The sequence below is a fragment of the Streptococcus mitis genome, assembly GCF_946190065.1.
GTDB classification, from domain to species: domain Bacteria; phylum Bacillota; class Bacilli; order Lactobacillales; family Streptococcaceae; genus Streptococcus; species Streptococcus mitis_DE.
On sequence record NZ_CAMHZD010000003.1, the window covers coordinates 46,584 to 67,330 of the forward strand.

The 20,747-nt window shown below is 33.6% G+C and carries 19 protein-coding genes; 9 read left to right on the top strand and 10 right to left on the bottom strand.

The genetic code is table 11. The features are described from left to right. Positions 1–35: 35 nt before the first annotated feature. The 10 genes from OCF96_RS02200 to OCF96_RS02245 all read right to left on the bottom strand — a co-directional run bounded on the left by OCF96_RS02200 (position 36) and on the right by OCF96_RS02245 (position 11,574). Positions 36–329 carry a DUF5960 family protein gene (locus OCF96_RS02200; protein ID WP_020903430.1) on the bottom strand — a complete coding sequence of 98 codons (294 nt, stop codon included), beginning with the start codon at positions 327–329 and terminating at the stop codon, positions 36–38. Next, a complete protein-coding gene (locus OCF96_RS02205) occupies positions 322–684 on the bottom strand; it encodes a hypothetical protein (protein WP_020903431.1) in 363 nt (120 codons plus the stop codon). Before OCF96_RS02205 ends, OCF96_RS02200 begins: the two co-directional genes overlap by 8 nt. Next, positions 681–2,096, bottom strand: a complete 1,416-nt coding sequence (locus OCF96_RS02210; RefSeq protein ID WP_261445782.1) for a Y-family DNA polymerase — start codon at positions 2,094–2,096, stop codon at positions 681–683. The genes OCF96_RS02205 and OCF96_RS02210 overlap by 4 nt, the downstream gene beginning before the upstream one ends. Positions 2,097–2,099: 3 nt before the next feature. Beyond that, positions 2,100–2,786, bottom strand: coding sequence for an XRE family transcriptional regulator (locus OCF96_RS02215; protein ID WP_000284671.1), 687 nt, complete (start codon positions 2,784–2,786; stop codon positions 2,100–2,102). A 368-nt stretch (positions 2,787–3,154) separates the two neighbouring features. After that, complete coding sequence (locus OCF96_RS02220) at positions 3,155–4,627, bottom strand: peptide MFS transporter (protein ID WP_261445784.1); 1,473 nt, start codon at positions 4,625–4,627, stop codon at positions 3,155–3,157. 480 nt (positions 4,628–5,107) lie between these two features. Next, positions 5,108–7,321, bottom strand: coding sequence for a glycoside hydrolase family 31 protein (locus OCF96_RS02225; RefSeq protein ID WP_261445785.1), 2,214 nt, complete (start codon positions 7,319–7,321; stop codon positions 5,108–5,110). Further along, positions 7,318–7,962, bottom strand: a complete 645-nt coding sequence (locus OCF96_RS02230; RefSeq protein WP_261445787.1) for a YesL family protein — start codon at positions 7,960–7,962, stop codon at positions 7,318–7,320. Before OCF96_RS02230 ends, OCF96_RS02225 begins: the two co-directional genes overlap by 4 nt. A 205-nt stretch (positions 7,963–8,167) precedes the next feature. Beyond that, positions 8,168–9,733, bottom strand: a complete 1,566-nt coding sequence (locus OCF96_RS02235) for a type 2 periplasmic-binding domain-containing protein (protein WP_004256278.1) — start codon at positions 9,731–9,733, stop codon at positions 8,168–8,170. Between the two features lie 9 nt (positions 9,734–9,742). Next, positions 9,743–10,639: a carbohydrate ABC transporter permease gene (locus tag OCF96_RS02240; RefSeq protein WP_001267167.1), complete on the bottom strand. Its 897-nt coding sequence runs from the start codon at positions 10,637–10,639 to the stop codon at positions 9,743–9,745. A 17-nt stretch (positions 10,640–10,656) separates the two neighbouring features. After that, the gene (locus OCF96_RS02245; protein WP_227325532.1) at positions 10,657–11,574 is read right to left on the bottom strand and encodes an ABC transporter permease; all 918 of its coding nucleotides are present in this window, start codon (positions 11,572–11,574) and stop codon (positions 10,657–10,659) included. Positions 11,575–11,775: 201 nt separating this feature from the next. Between OCF96_RS02245 and OCF96_RS02250 the strand changes: the two genes are divergently transcribed. The 9 genes from OCF96_RS02250 (at position 11,776) to OCF96_RS02290 (ending at position 20,733) form a co-directional block, all read left to right on the top strand. Continuing rightward, positions 11,776–13,446 (top strand): sensor histidine kinase, encoded by a 1,671-nt coding sequence (locus OCF96_RS02250; RefSeq protein ID WP_261034921.1) that lies wholly within the window; start codon positions 11,776–11,778, stop codon positions 13,444–13,446. Beyond that, complete coding sequence (locus OCF96_RS02255) at positions 13,427–14,965, top strand: response regulator transcription factor (RefSeq protein WP_261445799.1); 1,539 nt, start codon at positions 13,427–13,429, stop codon at positions 14,963–14,965. The genes OCF96_RS02250 and OCF96_RS02255 overlap by 20 nt, the downstream gene beginning before the upstream one ends. Before the next feature lie 256 nt (positions 14,966–15,221). Next, a complete protein-coding gene (locus OCF96_RS02260; protein WP_261445801.1) occupies positions 15,222–15,620 on the top strand; it encodes a tyrosine-type recombinase/integrase in 399 nt (132 codons plus the stop codon). 638 nt (positions 15,621–16,258) lie between these two features. Beyond that, on the top strand, positions 16,259–16,654 hold the full coding sequence (locus OCF96_RS02265) for a hypothetical protein (protein ID WP_261445804.1): 396 nt from the start codon (positions 16,259–16,261) through the stop codon (positions 16,652–16,654). Between the two features lie 49 nt (positions 16,655–16,703). After that, positions 16,704–17,315 carry a hypothetical protein gene (locus tag OCF96_RS02270; RefSeq protein ID WP_261445808.1) on the top strand — a complete coding sequence of 204 codons (612 nt, stop codon included), beginning with the start codon at positions 16,704–16,706 and terminating at the stop codon, positions 17,313–17,315. Positions 17,316–17,624: 309 nt separating this feature from the next. After that, positions 17,625–18,446, top strand: a complete 822-nt coding sequence (locus tag OCF96_RS02275; RefSeq protein WP_261445810.1) for a ubiquitin carboxyl-terminal hydrolase family protein — start codon at positions 17,625–17,627, stop codon at positions 18,444–18,446. 12 nt (positions 18,447–18,458) lie between these two features. Next, the gene (locus tag OCF96_RS02280; protein WP_261445815.1) at positions 18,459–18,929 is read left to right on the top strand and encodes a hypothetical protein; all 471 of its coding nucleotides are present in this window, start codon (positions 18,459–18,461) and stop codon (positions 18,927–18,929) included. A gap of 74 nt (positions 18,930–19,003) precedes the next feature. Continuing rightward, complete coding sequence (locus tag OCF96_RS02285; RefSeq protein ID WP_261445819.1) at positions 19,004–20,323, top strand: FtsK/SpoIIIE domain-containing protein; 1,320 nt, start codon at positions 19,004–19,006, stop codon at positions 20,321–20,323. A gap of 95 nt (positions 20,324–20,418) precedes the next feature. Then, positions 20,419–20,733, top strand: coding sequence for a hypothetical protein (locus OCF96_RS02290; protein ID WP_024478308.1), 315 nt, complete (start codon positions 20,419–20,421; stop codon positions 20,731–20,733). Positions 20,734–20,747: the final 14 nt, after the last annotated feature.

The following is a 20,747-nucleotide window of genomic DNA, read 5'->3' on the forward strand; positions in this document are numbered from 1 at the left end:
GTTGTAAAAATGATACATTTACAGCAGACTCCCCTCTACTGACTACTATTTTTAACCCCAGCATATACATAGGTCCTATTTCTAGGACACGCTTTTTCCGTTACCACCCTAAAATAAAAGCTATGCTCCCGCCCATCCTTGGCATTTTCCTTGTTTAAGACAAAGTAGTTTTTCTGATTCATCGCCATGGTTCGTAGGATGTCATCAATCAAAAAAGTCAAGGGTACGTTCATGGCAGAATATTTTTGAAAATCCTCTTCAAAACGAATATAGTCATCTGAAAAATAATCCATCTGCAGTTTGTTTTCATACAGCTCTTTTCTAGTCATAAACTCCCTCCTCCCACAGTCGAATTTCTAGGATATCTGCAACCTCTATCAACCTATATCCCTCGTTTGTCCTAATAGATAGAGTCTGATGTGATAACTCTCTCACCACACCGATGATAGTCGCCTTCTGCTTCTTTTCCTTGACCACAAAACTCCCCTTAAGTTGGCCAACATAAAGCTGAGAAAGCAAGTGCAACTTCTCATCTGGAGTCAAATCCGTCGAAAAATCAACACGGCTTTTTTCTTCACTGAGCGAACTGGTGTGTTCTGAAAGGTAAAATCCCATCCACTTCTGCATACCTGGATCTTGATAATATCGCGCGGATTGAAAAGGTAAATAAGAACGATCAATCATTGTAATCCATCTAATCCTCCAGCAGAATGTCCCCCAATCAGCTTGCTTCTGGCAAGACTCCTAGAGGCTTCTTCCAGTGCATTGGCTCTTAAAAGAGAAGTGAAACCAAATTGTTCCCGAATGGAGTCAATGGCCGTCTGGAGCCTTTCTTCTTTTTCTAGCTTGTCAACATCATCAAAGAGAGATATCAAACCAAAGGGCTCGTCTACAAAGCCTGAATAGTTTACACCGACACTTCTGACTGCTCCAGAAGTGTATTTGTTATGAAATAACTTCAAAACATAATTCGTTAAGAGAGCTGTATTATTGGTCGGTTCGACCTTCATTTGTGTGTGAATAGACGACCTGACCTCCTGTTTAGAGAAACCGACATAGATAGAGACAAGGGTTGTTTTCTTGCCAGACCTTCTCAATCTAATAGCCACCTGCTCCGCCATTTCTCGAAGAATAATTTCAATATCCCGTAGCTTCACGTAGTCTCTCGGCAAGATTTGAGAATTCCCCAAGCCCTTGGATTTGGCTTTATAAGGCTTATGAACATTGCTCTCATCAATTCCGTTAGCATGAAACCACAAACGAAGACCAGCCTGACCCAGAGCTTTTTTTAGCTGGTCAGGATTGCTGGTTGCCAATTCCTTGATGGAAAAAATCCCCAGAGCATGCAAGCGTTTCTCCATCCGCCTGCCAATTCCCCAAAAGTCGGTCATCTTGGGAATGAACCAGACCTTCTCTTCCACATCCTGGTAAGACCAGTTGGCCCTCATGGTCGGAGTGTGCTTGGCTTCATTATCCAGAGCCAACTTGGCCAGTAAGGGATTGGCATTTGACATACCTACTGTAGAGTAGATCCCTGTCTGCCTCCAAATATCCCTCTGAATACGAGCAGAAAGCATATCCAGCTTGTCTTTGCGAGAGAGACTCTTATCTGGGATAAAATAGTTGAGCGAACTAGTCAGGTCAATAAAGCCCTCATCGATAGAGTAAGGATAAATATCATCTGGACTGCCATAGTTTTGAAAGATTCGCTGGATTTCCATATTGACTGCAATGTACTCGTCCATTCGAGGAGGGACAATCAAGGTCACTTGAGCCCAATCTTCGATGTAGCGAACATAGTCCGAGTCAGTCGGTAGCCCTTGCTTTCGAGCATTGTAATAGGAAAATTTTCGCGTTTTGATATCAAAAGGCAAATCATAGGCCCGACCAACATTTGACTGGCCAAAAATCTTCTTAAACATGGGAGAGGAGGCTAGGATAAGACCAGTTGAATTATCCGCGCGACTCATGACACAAAGCGAGGTTTTCAGCGGATGCAATCCTCTTTTCACACACTCAACACTGGCATAAAAGGATTTCATATCGACAAAGGCAATGTCACTTTTGGGCTCTCTGGAATAATCAAAGTAGCCCATTGGCTAGCCCTCCATCGGCACAAAGTTCCCAACGATAATCCCCACAATCCGAGGATCTTCCTCATAGGAGATGAAAATATCCTTGTATTTAGGATTGATAGAGACCAGACGCAATCCATTCTCCTCTCGATAGACCCGTTTGATATAGGTCTGGTTGTTGCAAACCACTGCATAAACCGCCCCGTCATAGTCAAATCCTGTCTCTCGAATCAGAGCTACTGAACCATTTTGGTATTTAGGTTCCATGGAGTCCCCAGACACCCATGACGCAAAATCATGAGCCAACTCCTCATTAAAGTAAACCGTATCAAAATTCTGATCATCGTAGACCGAAGCCCCAATCCCTGCTGACATGCGTTCATAAACACGGTACTCGTAGAGGCGCTCTGGCATAGCTGTCACTTTGTGGGCTTGCTCCTCTTGAGATAGGTTGCGAGCATAGAGAACAACCTTCTCCTGCCCTTGCTTGGAGAGGCTATGGTAGAGACGGACAATCTCGATCTGAGTAAAATATCCTTTTGGCACTTTTAAAATATTCTCTAGCTGAAACACCTTCTCCTTAGACGGTTCTTTGATTCCACGTTCCCAAGCTGAGTAAGCTTGGAAACTAATCCCAAGTTGCTCTGCAATTTCCTTCTGTGTCAGTTTTAACTCTTTCCTCCGAGCCTTTAATTTTTCTGGCTGATACATACTTCACCTCCTAGTATAGAACCTTATCTTAAATGATTTTCCTTAGAAAAGCTAATCTTTAGTTGAGTCACTTTTAAAACTCAACCAATTTGGTTTAGTTTTATTATATAAAAAAAGTAGACAAATGTCCACTAGGAAAAGCAGAAACATCGTGAGTTTTATACTCAATGAAAATCAAAGAGCAAACTAGGAAACTAGCCGCAGGCTGTACTTGAGTACGGCAAGGCGACGTTGACGCGGTTTGAATTTGATTTTCGAAGAGTATTAATCAAACTAAAAGGACCTAGCCCTATACAATACAGAACTAAATCCTTTGAATAAATAATTGATCTAACTTTTAGAATCCCTACAGAAATTCCAGTTTTTCTCTATTTGATACCAGACATTAGTTTTTCAATACGTGGAACGTAGAAGAGTAAGATAATACCGAATACAATCGTAATTCCTCCAACAATTCCATAGTAAGCCACTTCAGTTTCGCTTGTATAAAATTTTACAATTTGAGCATTGATAGCTTGGGCAGCTGCATTACTCAAGAACCAGATAGACATCATTTGTGCTTGGAAGGATTTTGGTGCTAACTTAGTAGTGACTGATAGACCAATCGGCGAAATCAACATTTCCCCTACAATCACAATAGCCCAACTCATAATCAACCAGAGAGGACTGACCTTAACATCTGTTCCAAAGAGCATCCCTGGTAACATCATCCACAAGAAGGATAAACCTGCAGCAAATAAACCGTAAGAAAATTTCTTAGCAGAGGATGGTTGCTTTTTACCCATTTTCCCCCACAACCACGCAAAAATCGGCACATAAATCATAATGAAAAGGGGATTGATACTTTGGAAAAAGCTAGATGGAAAATGAATCTGATTCCCAAATACATTAAAGTAAAGTTGAGTTTGATCATCCGCAAATAGAGCGAGAACAACAGACCCCTGCTCCTCAATAGACCAGAAGAGTACCCCAGCTATAAATAGAGGAATGTAGGCAAATACTCGGGATCTCTCAGTAGCAGTTATTTTCTGACTAGATAAAATTTTGAAGAAATAGTAGATTGGAATGATTACCGCAATCACTGTAAAGATATTAACAATCATATCCACGTTAAACTGGTGAGTAAAGACTAAACCTATAACCACAAGAATAACCATGACAAGTGTAATCAGCAAGCGTTTAATCAAGGTCTGCTGGTCCTTCTGTGAAAGTGGATCAGTGGGGTAAAGACTTGATTCAGGCAGATATTTCTTCCCATCCAAAACATACTTCACTAGACCAAAGAACATCCCAATAGCAGCTAATGAGAAACCTAGATGGAAATTGACTTCCTGACCTAGATAACCCACTAGATAAGGGGCAACGAAGGCACCTAAGTTAATACCAAAGACAAAGATACTAAAACCTGCATCCCGTCTATCATCCTCTTTCTCATAAATTCCCCCCACCATATCTGAGATATTGGGTTTTAAAAATCCAGTACCAAAGATAATCAAGGCAATAGAAAGATAGAGAGCCACTTGTCCAAAAGGTGTTGCCAAAGCAATATGCCCTAGCATAATCAGAATCCCACCGTAAAAGACAGTCTTACGACTTCCTAAAATACGGTCACTGACAAAACCACCGATAACCGAGGACAAAAATACCAGTGAGCCATAAATAGCCATAACCGATGCAGCCGTGGTCTTATCCATTCCCAATCCACCATCTTGCACACTATAGTACATATAGTAAAGTAGGATAGCTCGCATCCCATAGTAAGAAAAGCGTTCCCACATCTCTGTAAAGAAGAGGGTGGACAAGCCCATAGGATGTCCAAAAAATGTTTTCTGTTTTTCCATATATATTCTCCTTTAACGATATAATAATTCATTTTACAGAATTTTCAAACAAATGTCAAACAAATCCTGTTTATTTTAGAAAATTTTCTGAAAAAATCTATCGTCTCATACTTATACTCAATGAAAATCAAAAAGCAAACTAGGAAGCTAGCCGCAAGCTGTACTTGAGTACGGTAAGGCGACGCTGACGTGGTTTGAATTTGATTTTCGAAGAGTATTAATTCCACCATAAAAATTCATTTCAAACTAACTTCCACTTCGGTCAGGCAAGTGGAAGTTACTTTGAAAAATCACCTTTAAAAATTTGCTCTTGTTTAGTTTAAAAATATTTCAAACCTTGAAACATACTTATCCTTTCCTCTTCAGTAAACAAAAACATCCCTATGTCAAACTTGTAATTACTAAAATACAAGCCAATAAGCATAGAGATGTAAAACCATTACACATTAAATAATAGAAATTGTGTACGAAATGTCTCAATTAGTTTTCATTAGTAAATATCATTTCCAACAAACGCCCTCTCAATTCCTTATCCTGATGATGCAAGATATTCATTAACTCATGAGAATTTTTCGCATTGATGAATTGATTTAACAATCTATCTTTTAATTCATATGGAAGAGAAGCCGTCTTTAGTAGTCTAAAAACTTCATCATTTAGGGATAGCCTTTTATTATCTTTACATTCAAATCTAGCTGTATCATTCTTATTTGGCAATTCAATGATAGACACATTCGTTCCTTTAAAATGAATTCTATGCCTTCTATTGCTTGGAACGATACTAGAATCTCCTTGCAATGCTAACTCTACCATTCCCATTTCCCAATCAATTGATAATCTTGTTTTATATCTTTGACCATTTTGGTCTTCAATCATTTCAAAAGAATGTTGTTTGCCTGGGAATACATACCAATCTACAACTTCAGGTAAATCAACACCCATATCTATCTCAGAACCAACCAAGGGAATGATTGCACCACTTTTTGCAAACACAGGTATCGTCGAAATGTCTCTATAAACACTCAACTTCACACCACCTGTATATTTTTTCTCTGAAAAGAAGTCATACCATTCACCTTCAGGGAACCATACATCTACTTTTGCAGATTGGAATGCCAAATCCATCTTTTCTACAACGGGAGCCACCATCAGTTCTGTTCCAAAAAAGTATTGGTTTGGAACATTATAGCTCTCATCATTCTCTGGGTAGAAATAGTACATTGGGCTGATTAATGGGGCGCCTTCCTCATGTGTCTTTACATTCATGGTGTATAGATATGGAATCATCTGATGTCTCAAACGAAGGTAATTCTTCATAATCTTAGATGTTGTTTCTGAAAAAAACCAAGGTTCTTTACTATTGAAAGGACTTCTAGAACTATGTAATCGAGTAATCGGACTAAAAACACCAAACTGTAGCCATCTAGTTTGTAGCTCCTCGTCATAATCCCCCAGCATGTGTCCACCGATATCATGACTCCACCAACTATAACCGATATTAGATGCTGTCGCTGTAAAATAAGGTTGAAATCTTAAGGAATTCCAACTAATAATAGTGTCCCCTGAAAAACCAACAGGGTAGCGGTGACTACCAGGACCTGCATATCTTGATAAAATCAAGCCACCTTCTGAATGTTTACAACTATCCTGATAGTGATAATGGTTTAAAAGCCATAGTGGATCCAACATGCCTTGTGTCCCTTGTTGCCAGTCAATCCACCAAAAATCTACTCCTTGCTTTTCTAGCTCATAATGAACATCTTTAAAGTAGGCTTCCCTAAAGGATGGATTGAAAAAATCAAAAATGGCTGGTTCTTCTAGTTCTACATTTAATCCCAATCGTTTGGCGACTCGAGGATAAGCTTCCTCATAAGCCCGTATACCATCAGCAGGGTGGACATTTAAGGAGAGTTTTAACTTTCTATCATGAAGTTGTTGCAATAACTGTTCTGGATTTGGTATTAAGTTTCTATTCCAACTATAGCCTGTCCAACCACTTCCAAAACGAGTTGGAATGTCAGTTATATGCCAATCCATATCTAAAACACCGATAGATAATGGAATTTTCTCTGTTTTAAATCTGTCTATTAAATTCAAGTATTCATCCGACGTATAAGGCCAATACCTACTCCACCAATTGCCTAAAGCATATCTTGGCAACAAGGGTGTTGAACCAGTCAAATGGTAAAAGTCTCTGATTGCTCCTCTATAATCATGCCCATAGGCAAAGAAATACAGGTCAATTTGATTTTCTCTCTCAATATAACCAGATTGTTCATCCCAAATAAATCCTTGAGAATCATCCAGTAAGGCAATGCCATTTCGACTAATAATTCCATCTTCTAATGGGATTGCGCCGTCTGCCTTATCAAGAGTCCGAGCTGTTCCTTTTAACGTTTCAATAGATTCACCAAAATACCAGCGACTACCATATACGGCAAAATTTCCTTTTAATTCTATAAATAAATTTTCGGCGTTAAATTCTCCTTTATTAAAGTGCAAATGAAAATAGTCCGTCATAATATCTAGTACGTTTGATGTCTCGATATAATCTAACGAAACTTGGCCAAAATCTCTATTATAGATAAGTTGTGTCGTTCTATCCTCAAAACTTCCAGTTTGAGAGTATTCTAACCTTACTAACTTGTCTGTTAATACAGAGATTCGATAAAACTCTCCCTTAAAAATTTTCAATTTGTTTCCCTCCTTTTAGTAAATTGCTTTACTTTATCAAACATTTTATTCGTTATCATTACATTCATCAATCCGCAAAAAGCAAATCCCCCAAATGTAAATACGTAAATAGCTGTTAAAACCCGTTCTGGACTACTGAAACTCATATACAGTACAGAAATATTAAATAAAACCAAAATAATAGCTTGTATTGGATTTAAAATACAAATTAATACGCTATTTACAATACTATTTTTTAGATTATCTTTAAATAGACCAATATAGGGAAAAATAACACTCATCAAAAGTATTATAACAAATAAAAAGGGCAACACTAATAATAAACTATACTCTGAAAATAAATTTGAATAGCCCCAAAGACAATAGTTCACATATAAAAGTAATTCTATTAGGAGGATAAACAACCAAATAAAAGTTGATTGTTTAAAATTTCGTCTAAAGATCCGAAAATAATGATAAGTAATATCGGTATCTTTACATTTTAAAATACGATACCACATTGTCGTAAGAGAAGTTAGTGATGCCCCAATTGTAACTATTGGAATACAACTAACAATAAATAGAGTATTTAAAATAATTAAATCTGTCAGAAAAGTTAAAATTCTAACTACTTTTCCATCTAATGAAAATAATTTTTGCATAATAGATATCTCCATAAAATCAATCGTCTTAACTCTATATTTTAGAATGTCAGTTGCACAAAAATATTACCTAAATTATTTAAAAAACATTTCCAAATTTCTTTAAAAATTAGAATAAAGGAAGCGAGATAATCTGATGTTATCAGTCTCGCTTCCTATAATTAGCTAGTCCCTTGTTCATACAACCAAGAGTTCATATAAAATATTACTCTTTTACTTCTTTTTGGTAACGATTATATGCTTCCTGTTGAATCTTCATAAATTCGTCCAATCCCATATTCTTAAGAGTTTCTTTGTATGAGTCCCATTCTTTTTCTATGCCGCCTTCAACTACCCATTTAGATGCTTGTTGTTTGACATAAGATTCAATACTCACATAGATTGATGATAATTTGTTAAGTTCTTCTTGTGAATAAATCACATTAGGGTAAGCTGGCAACGCAAATTGTTTCAAATCTTGGTCCATCTTCAATTTCAATCCATCACCTTGTGTTTGATCGATTTCTACGCGACTATTGATATCATCGCTTACGTATTTAGGACCAAAATCTCGAAGTGAATTAATCCATGCCCATTCATCAGCTGATTTACCATCTTTAGGAGGTAACACTTTAAACTTATCACCATTCTTTTCAGTAGCTATTCCAAATGATCCATAGAAATTCTGAATACTTGCTTCATCTGTATATAATTTATCCAACCATTTCAATAATTTAGCAGGGTTTTTGCTCTTATTTGTAATCAAAATTTCATTTCGACCATAGTTGTAATGATCTGGATCAGAAAAGACATATTGTTTACCATCCATACCTTTTAAAGCAGGTAGAGCAATATATTCACTTGAATGTAAGCCAAACGTTGCATCTGCTGTCCAACCACTAGAAACACCTACTCTAGATACTCCCTTATCCATACGTTTTGCTACACTCATAGAGGTATCTTCTGTAAAGATTTCCGGATCAATCAAACCTTTTTTATAAGATTCGTGCATTGCTGCAATCCCTTGTTTATAACTTTCTTCTGTACGAAGGTAGACTGGTTTTCCATCTTTTACAGACATTTCATATGTATTATCTGCACCTAAACGATTATTGAACGGAAGAATATATGAGAATGTTGGATCAAAGTTTCCTGCTCCGAATGGAATTTCATCAGAAGCGTCTCCATTTCCATTCGCATCTTTATCCTTAAATTCTTGTAGTACTTTTACTAAATCATCATAAGTTTCTGGAACCTTTAATCCTAAATTATCCAGCCACTTTTTATTAATAAATAGCTGATTAGCTACAGTAGGACGCATCGGTAATTTTTTAGGTAGACTGTAGATATGACCATCTGGTGAAGTAATCATAGCTTTAATCTTAGGTTCTTTCTCCATAGCCTTAGTTAAATTTGGCATGTTTTCTTTGATTAAATCTTCCAATGGAATAAATAAAGATTGGTTCTGAGCAATTTCTGAATCTGTAAAAGCATTTGAACCTAAAAATGCATCTGGTAAATCTCCACTAGCAACCAACACAGATTTCTTATCTGCCCAATCTGCAGCTACAAGTGTATCCCATTTAACATCGATACCTGATTCTTTGGCAGAATCAGTTAGAAAACCTTTATGATAATCTTCCCCCCAGTCAGACCAACGAACAGTTGTGATTTTATAAGAATCTTCTCCAGACTTATCATCCTTATTCGCATTATTAGAATTTGCACAGGCTGTTAAGCCAGCAAGTGTAACTGTTCCTAAGAACAAATATGTAAATGATTTATTTTTCATGTTTTTCTCCTATTCTTTCAACGCGCCAATCATTACGCCTTGATTAAAATATTTTTGAACAAAGGGATATAGCAACATTATCGGAGCGGTTGAAATAACAATTGCTGCATATTTCATCATATCGGCTTTGATACGAAGATCTGATGCAACTTCTCCTGTTGCTTGCGATTGTAACATTTGATTACTAATTAGTAAACGTCGTAAAATTAATTGCAATGGTTGTAAATTTTCATTCGTTAAATAAATTAAAGCATTAAACCACGAATTCCAAATACCAACTGCAGTCCAAAGTCCAATAACTGCTATAATAGCTTTTGATAAAGGAACGACTATCTTAATAAAATAACGAATTGTACCACATCCATCAATTTGCGCAGCCTCCCACATCCCGTCTGGAATACTATTATTAAAGAAAGTTCTAGCAACAATAATATTGTATGATGAAACCGCAAAAGGTATTACCATTACCCAAAATGTATCAATTAGGCCAACATTCTTTACTGTTAAGTAGGTAGGAATCAAGCCACCTGATACGAACATAGGGATTATGTATAGAATACTCATCCATTTTCTACCAACTAATTCTTTTCTAGATAAAGCATAACCAGCTGGAATATTGACTACTAAAGCAACTAAGGTACCAACAACAGTATATAAAATGGTATTTAGATAGCTACGTAAGAATAAAGGTTGTTGAATAAGACGTAAATATCCATCTAATTTCCATTCTCTAGGAATAAACCATACCTTTCCATTTGCAACATCTGAAGGATTACTAAAAGATGCAATCACTACAAACCATAACGGATATACAATTAACAGGATAAGGAAAATTGCCAAACCATAGGTAACTATGTCAAATAATAATTCAGAGTTTGTTTTTCTTGATTTATGAAACCATCTCACCTTAAGCACTCCTTTCTTTAAAAAAGACCCGTTCTAGTATATCGTTTTGAGAACCAGTTGACAGATAGCAAAATTATTAGATTGACTACCGTATTAAATAACCCTATAGCGGTCGAATAACTATACTGGAAGTTCACCATACCAACTTTATAAACATAGGTAGAAATTATCTCACTTCCTGCTAAATTAAGAGGATTCTGTAATAGTAATACTTTCTCAAAACCTACACTCAACAAACTACCCGCTCTTAATATTAATAGAATCATAGCGGTCGGCAAAAGTAATGGTAATTCTATATGACGAATTTTTTGTAATCTAGAGGCACCATCCATAGTTGCAGCCTCATAATATGTAGGATCAATTGCAGAAAGAGCTGCTAGATAAATAATACTATCCCAACCAATATGTTGCCATACATCACTCCAAACATAAACACCTGCAAAACTACTAGGTTTTGATAAAAAATCTGGAATAGTGATTCCAACAGACTTAAATACATTCGCTAACAAACCACTAGTAGGAGATAAAAATAAGATAATCATCCCACACATAACCATTGTAGAGATAAAATGGGGTAAGTAAGTTGTCACTTGAAATATTTTTCTAAACTTCCCAACTCTTAACTGATTACTAATTATAGCTAGTATAATAGGTAAGGGGAATCCTACTACAATACTATAAAGTGAAATTTTTAATGTATTGAACATAGTTGTCCCGAATTGGAATGATGAGAAAAATTGAGTAAAGTACTTAAATCCTACCCACTGACTAGCAAAGATACCATTGGCTGGTGAATAGTCTTTAAATGCAATAATTAGTCCCAACATGGGAATATAGGAAAATAAAATTAATAGCAATATTGAAGGAAAAAGTAATATATATAACGGAATACTATGCTTTAATTTTATTTTATGAAGCTGAGATGCTACTTTCATTTTTTTCCTCCTATCTGATTTTCTACGATTATTTTACACCATATAGAATTCCCTTAATATAACTTTGTGGACTAGGTTTATCAATTTTTCAGTTTATCATTTCTGAGAACTATTACTTTTCCGACATCTTGATAAAACATATCTGTTTTGTACATGATATCATATTTTCAAAGTGATATAATTTAAATACGAGGCTAGTATATGAAATTAAATCGCGAGTTATCAAAAAAACATTCTATTCATTTTTTCTTTAAACTCCTACTTGTGCTACTATTGATAAATATTTTAATCAATATTGCTATGAGTAACATAACCAGAAATTTTATTAAAAACCAAAATATAGTACACTTACGTAGTTCAATTGAAATTTATGCTGACTCTGTTAATGAAAAATTACATTCTGCAGAGAGGTTTATGTATTCAACAATAACACACAGTGAAGATTTGGAAAAATTAAATCATGTACAAAAATTTTTAAACTATCAAGAAAGTCTAAAAAAAGTTCAAACTAGTTTTACAGAGTTTGAATATCAAAATGAAACCCATATGACATTCTTATTGGAAACAGATGCTACTAAACATTTTATCAATGTTTCCAATCTTTATATTCCATATGAAGATTATCTACTATTAAAATCAAATCTAAAATCATTGCGTAGTGATATAAGTGACCGTAAATGGAAAAATGTAACTACTAAAAACAGCGAATACTTAGTTAAATCTGTTCATTACGAAGGAAAAATCATTTATGCCGTCATATCTTCAGAAGATATCCTAAAACCTCTAAGAAAACTCAATATTGGAAATAATGGTAAACTTTCCCTAAAAGAGCCTAACAATATACCCTCCGAAAACTACCTGATTCATGCTCAAAATGAAAAAACGCATTTACCTTTCGATATTTATGTTTTAGTCGATTATGCCGAAGTCTTTAGAAATATCACACTCTTAGAAGTATTTTTATCAGCCGTTCCTATCATTATCACCATTTTATCAATCATCATTATCCTGTATATTCGTCAGTGGATGATTAAACCTATAACAAGACTCACTGAACGACTCTCTCAACTCGGGGACTCCATCCCCCCTTCTGAATTTTTTATATCTGAAGGTATACTAGAAATTGATAAGGCAAATGATAAACTTAATAAAGTAATATTTGACATGCAAGAATTAAAAATACGGGAATACCATTCACAACTAGAACTTAAGAAGATAGAACTTAATTATCTTAAGAACCAAATTCGTCCGCATTTCTACTTAAATATGTTATCAATGATTCATAGTATGCTTCAAACAAAAAACTACAAGGAAATTGAAGAGTTAACTATCCTAACTTCAAATTATCTCCGTCATTTATTTATGGCTAATCAAGATTTTTCAGAACTTAAAGATGAAGTTCAGCATATTAAAGATTATTTAGAAATACAACGAATTCGATATGGAAGTAGCATCTACTTTTCACTAAACTACAATGATGACCTACAAAATACTCTTGTTCCATCGTTACTTTTACAAACATTTATTGAAAACACAATCAAACACGGTTTTTCATTTCAGGATTTATTTACAATTTTGCTATCGATAAAAAAAGTAAAAACTGAGAACTCAGATTATATTCAGATTTGTATCGAGGATAATGGTCCAGGTTTCTCTGAAGAAATTTTATCAAAACTAAATCAGAAACAGTCTCTAATAACAGAAGATGGACATCATATTGGGATCACAAACACCATCGAACGTTTAAATCTTCTCTATCCTAATGACTATAGTATTGCATTTGAAAATAATGAAGAAGGTGGGGCTAAAATTCTTTTACTCATTCCATACAAGATTATAGATGGAGGTTATAATGAACATTTTATTAGTTGATGACGATCGCTTTATCATTGAGGCTTTACGAGAGAAAATAAATTGGGATAAACTACACATTGACATTGTTTATGTTGCCTATAGCCTCACTCAAGCTCAAAATATTATTAGAGAGCATCCTATTGATCTCATGATAAGCGATATAGAAATGCCTCAAGGCAGCGGCCTCGAACTCTTATCTTGGATTAGAAATGAAAAATATGATATAAAAACAATTTTTTTAACCAATTACGCCGACTTCAACTATGCTCAAAAAGCAATTGAATTGCAAAGCTTTGAATACTATCTAAAACCCATTAACTTTGAAAAATTAGAATTTATTATTCAAAAAGCCATTAGTAAAATTGAGAATCATAACTTAAACGGAAAAAATGATGCACTTTTACAAATAGAAGATAACTTCTGGTATGATTACCTTAGAAAACCTCAAATTTCTCGCATTGATGAGCTAGAAAATATAGCAAGCAAACAAGATTTTATTCTTCAAAAACACCAGTATTTTTTTCTTGCAGTTTTAACAATCAATCTTAATGAAGAAGATTATTCTGCAGAAACTCCATCATGGACTTCTCAACTAAAAAGAGAACTTCAAAGAATTTCACAACCTTCTTATAAGCTGATAAGTCTATTCAAAATGGAAAGCCAGGTTGATCAATATGTTTGTCTCTTTAGAGTAGACTCATCCAAACGTAGTGACAAATTGGCATATGAGATTCATTCTCAAATTTCTAATAACTTTAGTAAATACTCCAACATTATATATAAGAGTTGCCATAAAATATCCGATATTTTATTTCATACCAAAGAACTCTACATTTATAATGAACAATATGTTTCTTATTGGAATACTATTACATGTGTTCCACATAGTTTTCCAACTTCCTTTAAAACAGAAACTCTTTCAATTACTTTTTTAGATAGCTTAAGTGAATACGAATTAAGAGAAAAAATTAATTCACTTGCTTATAATTCTCAAATTCCTACTTTTACACTACAACAAATTTTACTAGATTGGACTCAACAAATAGGAATATATCTAGATCAAAATGGAATTTCAGCTCATAAATTATTCCAAAACAGCACTCATGATTTCCTATTCCAACGACGCTTTCATTCAATTGAATCTTTTCAGGATTACTTTGACTATTACTGGTCACATGCTAAGAAATTTGCAACAAACATTGAAAACCAAAAAAATAGTATTCAACGCATTGTCGAATACATAGATCATCACTACTATGAAGATATAAATCGTTCTATATTAGCAGATATGGTTTATCTCAGCGCAGATCATTTGGCTAGAATTTTTAAAAAAGAAACAGGAGAAACTCTTGTTAAATATATAACGGATAAGCGCATTAATGCTGCTAAATCTCTCCTATCTCAAACAAATATCTCGATATCACAAGTATCTTGTCAAGTAGGGTATGATAATTATTCTTACTTTACTAAAATTTTTAAACAAAGGACTGGACTGTCTCCTGGAGATTATCGTAAAACATATCAAAATAAAATGTAAGCAATCTAAAGCATTGAAATGCTAAAGACTGTGGTAAGCTTTGACAGTCTACAGTTTTTCCAAAGATAGCTCCATAAACTTATTTGAAATTGCTGATAAGGTAACTTCTTAAAAAGTCAGTTTGAGAAAAACATCCAGTAAATATTTCTAGGATAATAGGATAAAACGTATACTATCAAGCTTTTACTGAACTGCACCCCAAAAGTTAGACAGAAAAATCTAACTTTTGGGGTGCAGTTCAAAGAAACCTGATAATATGCGTTTTATTATGGAAATATTTCCTATTTTTTCTATTTCTAATGACTTACTTCAACTTCTTACCTCTTGGAAAGAACAACAAAAGTATGAACTAGCAAAGTTTGGCAACATCAGTAACCCAGAACAATTTGTTTTTACATATATCGATACAAAAGGAAACATCAACAAGCCTTTACATTCTGACTATCTAAACAACAAAATGAAAAGCATCAGAAAGCGACATAAAGAGCTGGCACATGCTACACCTCATAAACTGCGACATACAGGAATGAGCTTAGGAGCTATCTCTGAGGCTCTAACACACAGTGACACAGGAACAACACAGATTTATGTAAATACCACTAATGTAGTTCCTATGACAGTAGATGAATTTGCTTTAAAGTCTCTACAGCAATAAGGTGAACTTTGAGGTAAACTTTTTAAAAAAACACGAAAAAAGCACCCATGAGGTAAACTCTTGAGTGCTTTGAAACGTTGATATAATCGGTTCGATTAACGTTTTGAGCCAACTGGCCTTGTCCGGTTGCAGCCACATTTGTAAGCGACTAAAGTCGCAACAACTGTGTCAATTGCACCAATTTAGTAAGAAAGTACAAAAAGAACACCCCGAAAGGTGCTCTTTGTAAGTATAGTAATTCTTTCGAATTAACGTTTACTAAATTGTGATGCTTTACGAGCTTTCTTAAGACCTGGTTTGGCTAACTATTAAATTAAAATGTACCAAATAGTTATAAACATGGACTTTTTTACGATCAATTATCAATTAAATTTTATCTATTTTTAAATAATTTCATTTAAATAGGGCAAATTTTTTATCAAATAAAAAATACGAGTCAGATATCTCATAAATTTGCCCTAATTAATGAAATCAACCAGTACTAGTTATACTACAAGTATCAAAATGTAACATCCTATTGCGCAATAATTTTGTAAAACTTCTTAAAAAATTTTTACAAAAATTCTTGACTTTCTATTTAGATAGTATTACAATGATGGTGTAGTCGTTCTAACACACAATTCAAAAAGGAGAGCCCTATGGAAATTTACACTTATTCAGACTTTCTGAAAGATAAAACTGCATTAACTTTTGAAGAAGCTGGAGAAATATATGACAATCTAGTTAACTCTTTAAATACAAAAGATCCTGATTTTCTTGAAAATTGGACAACGTTAATCGAATTAGCAGCGGAATACACTGAACTTCGAGTCAGGTCTGAAACAATTCCACTGCCAAAAAGAGAGCAACATGATATTTCCAGGAAATCTACCCATCAATCTTTTATAAGACAATTAAAAGTTATTAAATATTTCTCTGAAAATGACGGAAAAAATACTAATTGGTTTGATCAAATCACAAATGATCGACAACGTCAGGGAGATTTTGCAAATTATTTAGCATACATTTACTCTGTAAATACTAGAAAAAAATAAATTTAAACATCATAATTTATTTTTTATATCTTTCCAATGGGAGAATTTTATGGGAACTTGGAAACCAAACCGAGAAGAACGAGTAAAAATTGGGATTGAGGCATTTAAAAATCACCCAATAGATAAAAGTTTCAATGAATACTATTTAGAGGTTAGAAAACACGTCGAAACTTGCTTAAAACCTTTAAGTGAATTGCCTGGTTATGAAGCATCAAATATTGAATATCACATTTTAGATGTGGATCTATCTAAACAAAAAGACTTTACAACTAAAGTTGGGGAGTGCATATTTGTACAATTTACAGAAGATGGGCATGTTGTAGTTATCGGCGCAGGCCATGATTACGGAATGCCAACATCTAATAAATATATTGGTGCAAATATTATAAATAAATTAGGTAATAAATGGAGTAAAAATGCCATTTTAATTTTTATAACAGGAATTAGACAAGTAGGTTCGCGCGGAAAAGGAAGTGGGATAGGAGGATTAGAACACAAATTCCAAAGTAGAAATATAATCGAAATGTACATAGGAGAATACATTTTAAAGCAAGGAATAGCGATACTTGATAAATATTCTCATAAAAACTATAAGCGAACACCAGATGAATGGGACGACGAAACTGGTAAAATCTTTAATTATTATAACATTAATAATTAAGAATATAGATTCCATTCACTAATAGTATAACTGAAGAAAAGGTTCAAAATTATAACAACGCATAATATTTAGGCAAAACTTAATATTGTGCGTTTTATCATAGACATCTTTTCTACTCAAATTAAGATTTATGTTTTTCCACATCAATCTTTAATTAGTTTATTAAAACTTAACAAGTGGGAAGCACCGAAACAATAGACAACTTAAAAAATTGGAGTTTTTTTGAAAAAACTCTTGCAATTCTTTTCTAAAGTGTTATAATGATTTTAGAAGTTGTTTTAACACATTTTCCAAAACAGGAGGATTCTTATGAAACATCAAGAAGTTATTGATTGGTTGAAATATTGTGACGAAAGTAATATCAAACCATGGGAATGGGATTTTAAAAACCATTCACTTTCTCCACTACCTAATGATAGTATTACTGCTTTTTTAAAATACAAACAGCTCCCTGACAATGAGGGTATAGATTGTGATAAAGCAGCATTCTATCTATATAAACTTTTGGGTTGGCAGGAGTCACAAAATAGTATTATTAGGGGAGAGACAATGAACTCTTTTGTTACAATTTTTCTCCAAGCAATTAAAAATAGTTCAAATTTTTATGAAGTATCACCAAAAATCGGTATAACAAAGACAAAAATTCCAACTTCTATTCTGTGTGAACATCAGAATTATTTAAAATTTGAAACTGTTCAAAATAATTTAGATAACTTTAAATTATTTGCAAGAACAACTCATACAATTGGAAACTTTACAGTATTCCCTAACTGGATGAATTGTGGTAGAGGTTTTGTTCTACAGGACTACTGGGATATCACTTTAATGTCACTTCGAGAATTTTTAAATATTTTATCTCCTGAAGCATGGCCAAACTTCATAAAAAGGTACCACCTTCAACCATATGTTAATACCGATTATAACGTAGAGTTATTTTGGGATAATCATAATAACAACCTATTACCTAAAGAAAAAGATTTCCCAATTTTCCTCAAAAAAGTCAATGAGCGAATTGAAGAACGTGGTAAATTTATCATTAAACAAATTTGTGATCAATTAGATCAAAAAGATTTTCATTTCTACAAGGAAATTGAAAATATGGATACAATAAGATTTTCTAATGAATTTTAAAAAGGAGGATATGTGGTTAGAGTATATAAAACTGTGCGTCTTGCATATGAAGCTAAAGTGTGGATAGATGAACTCATTCAAAATAATGAACGTAAAATCAAAGAACTAAGTCAGGATAATTTTCTAAATACCCTAGAACAAACACTTCTATCAAATCATTACGATGAATTAAATGGTCTCTCTTTCAATATTGTTTTGAAAGCTTCTATTGGAAGCGTAATTGAAGAAGCATATAGAAATACAAAACATTACTCCATTGACAAATGGCAAAAACTACGTCAAGAAATGGAAAAAGATATCAAAAATGTCAATCCTAGTCTAGAAACATCCGTAACTCCTAGACTCTATTTAGATGAAAATGTTCTAAATGGTCTTGATGAATTTCGATATCATTTAATGAAAGAAGATGGTGCTACTAGATTACCAAGGCTTAGTTACATCATTAAACTTGTTATATATTCCTATTGGAAGACTCAACAATAACCTAAGCAACCCCTGCTTAGGTTCCTTATACAAATCATTGTGTAGTTGTTTTACTACTTATATGGAGGTTACTTATGTTTAAATTAAAAAAAGAAGCTGACTTAAAAAGAAATTATTTTATTACAAGTTCACGTTTAAAATGGTTACATCTGATAATAATTGTCTTTTCTATCTTTTCTTTATTAGGTTTAATAGTAAGTATTAGAGCTCCTGCTTTTATTCAAATCTTATGTATTGTCTTTGGTATTCTAGCAATCTATAAAATAAATAATAAATTAAAAGGTTTTAGATACGAACTAGATTTTGATTTAATTATCAGGGAAAACTTACTATTTGTTTTATATACAAATCATCTCTACACTTCGGAAAAGGATAATTCAGGTTACGAAAAAATTATTAGAAGTGCGATTTTAAAATATGAATTAGATAATCAAAACGGTCGTATTATCATTAAAGCGCTTATCAGAGGTGACGAATTTAGTAAAAAGGTTCAGACACTTGATGATGTATTAGCTGGAGTTCTCGAACTTGAACTAGAAGAAAAAATTACTCATCCTAATATTGTGGAATATCACTTTTATTACAAGAAACCTGATAGACTAATATTATCACCCCACAGTCATAAAAAAGAGATAGATAATCTTGAGATAGACTTAGGATATGATATAACTTATAATCCTATAAAATGTCCTCATATTTTAGTTTCAGGTGGTACAGGTAGTGGAAAATCTATATTTATATCTTTCTTAATTATTGAACTTCTTAAAAGAAACTCAACACTATATATTGCAGATCCCAAGAACAGTGATTTAGGCAGTTTATCTCATTATTTAAGCGATAAATATGTAGCTACAACTCCCAATAATATTGCTCGTATTGTACGTTTGGTAGTTGAACAAATGCAGGAACGATATCAAGCCATGCGTGATAACTTTCATTACGGTTCAAATTTTGCCGATCATGGATTTAAACCAATATGGCTTATATTTGATGAAATGGGAGCATTTCAAGCTTCAGCAACAGATAAAAAATCTAAAGAAGTTATCACCGAAGTAATGGACGGTATCAAACAAATTATCCTACTAGGCCGACAAGCAGGAGTATTTATTCTTATATCTGCTCAACAAATGAGAGCTGAAACTCTAAACACTGATCTTAGAGATAATTTAGGACTGAGAATAGCTTTAGGTGAAAACTCAATAGAGGGATACCGCATGGTATTTGGCACAGCTACTCCTGATAAGTTTAAATCTATTGAAGAAAAAGGAGCAGGATATCTTTATATGCAGGGCTCAGGGAAAGAAAAAGCTCAATATTGGGAAAGTCCTTATCTTGATACAACGCAATTCGATTTTATAAAAGAACTACAATTATACATAACAAAGTCAAAATAATTTCAATAGATATTTTTGCTTAAATTCAATAGATTTTCAGCAAAAATATCTATTCCTCATCGCTTAAGCGATGACAAAAAGAAACGAGGTATTATATGAAAATTAACGATTTTCTTAAAGCAGAATTATTAGGAAATAAATTCGTGGCAGTAAAAGGATATACAGAAGTTCTAGACAGAGAAACAAATAAACCTGTAGCACTACGTCTTAATGTTTCAATTCAAGATGAGGATTCTGATTTCTTTATGGAAATGATCCAGATAAAAGTTAATACGTTATCTCCTACGGCTACTCCTCAATTATTATCAGATAAAAAAACATGCCCCATTAAATTATCTAATTTAACAGTTGGACAATTTAACGGAAATTTATGGTTTTCTTGTAACGATGTAGTCCCTATTTCTAAGTAATTTGGTGATATTAC

Excerpts from the sequence above, each read along its gene's own strand:
- OCF96_RS02200 (WP_020903430.1), bottom strand. The coding sequence starts at position 329 with ATGACTAGAAAAGAGCTGTATGAAAACAAACTGCAGATGGATTATTTT.
- OCF96_RS02205 (WP_020903431.1), bottom strand. The coding sequence starts at position 684 with ATGATTGATCGTTCTTATTTACCTTTTCAATCCGCGCGATATTATCAA.
- OCF96_RS02210 (WP_261445782.1), bottom strand. The coding sequence starts at position 2,096 with ATGGGCTACTTTGATTATTCCAGAGAGCCCAAAAGTGACATTGCCTTT.
- OCF96_RS02215 (WP_000284671.1), bottom strand. The coding sequence starts at position 2,786 with ATGTATCAGCCAGAAAAATTAAAGGCTCGGAGGAAAGAGTTAAAACTG.
- OCF96_RS02220 (WP_261445784.1), bottom strand. The coding sequence starts at position 4,627 with ATGGAAAAACAGAAAACATTTTTTGGACATCCTATGGGCTTGTCCACC.
- OCF96_RS02230 (WP_261445787.1), bottom strand. The coding sequence starts at position 7,962 with ATGCAAAAATTATTTTCATTAGATGGAAAAGTAGTTAGAATTTTAACT.
- OCF96_RS02235 (WP_004256278.1), bottom strand. The coding sequence starts at position 9,733 with ATGAAAAATAAATCATTTACATATTTGTTCTTAGGAACAGTTACACTT.
- OCF96_RS02245 (WP_227325532.1), bottom strand. The coding sequence starts at position 11,574 with ATGAAAGTAGCATCTCAGCTTCATAAAATAAAATTAAAGCATAGTATT.
- OCF96_RS02250 (WP_261034921.1), top strand. The coding sequence starts at position 11,776 with ATGAAATTAAATCGCGAGTTATCAAAAAAACATTCTATTCATTTTTTC.
- OCF96_RS02255 (WP_261445799.1), top strand. The coding sequence starts at position 13,427 with ATGAACATTTTATTAGTTGATGACGATCGCTTTATCATTGAGGCTTTA.
- OCF96_RS02260 (WP_261445801.1), top strand. The coding sequence starts at position 15,222 with ATGCGTTTTATTATGGAAATATTTCCTATTTTTTCTATTTCTAATGAC.
- OCF96_RS02265 (WP_261445804.1), top strand. The coding sequence starts at position 16,259 with ATGGAAATTTACACTTATTCAGACTTTCTGAAAGATAAAACTGCATTA.
- OCF96_RS02270 (WP_261445808.1), top strand. The coding sequence starts at position 16,704 with ATGGGAACTTGGAAACCAAACCGAGAAGAACGAGTAAAAATTGGGATT.
- OCF96_RS02275 (WP_261445810.1), top strand. The coding sequence starts at position 17,625 with ATGAAACATCAAGAAGTTATTGATTGGTTGAAATATTGTGACGAAAGT.
- OCF96_RS02285 (WP_261445819.1), top strand. The coding sequence starts at position 19,004 with ATGTTTAAATTAAAAAAAGAAGCTGACTTAAAAAGAAATTATTTTATT.
- OCF96_RS02290 (WP_024478308.1), top strand. The coding sequence starts at position 20,419 with ATGAAAATTAACGATTTTCTTAAAGCAGAATTATTAGGAAATAAATTC.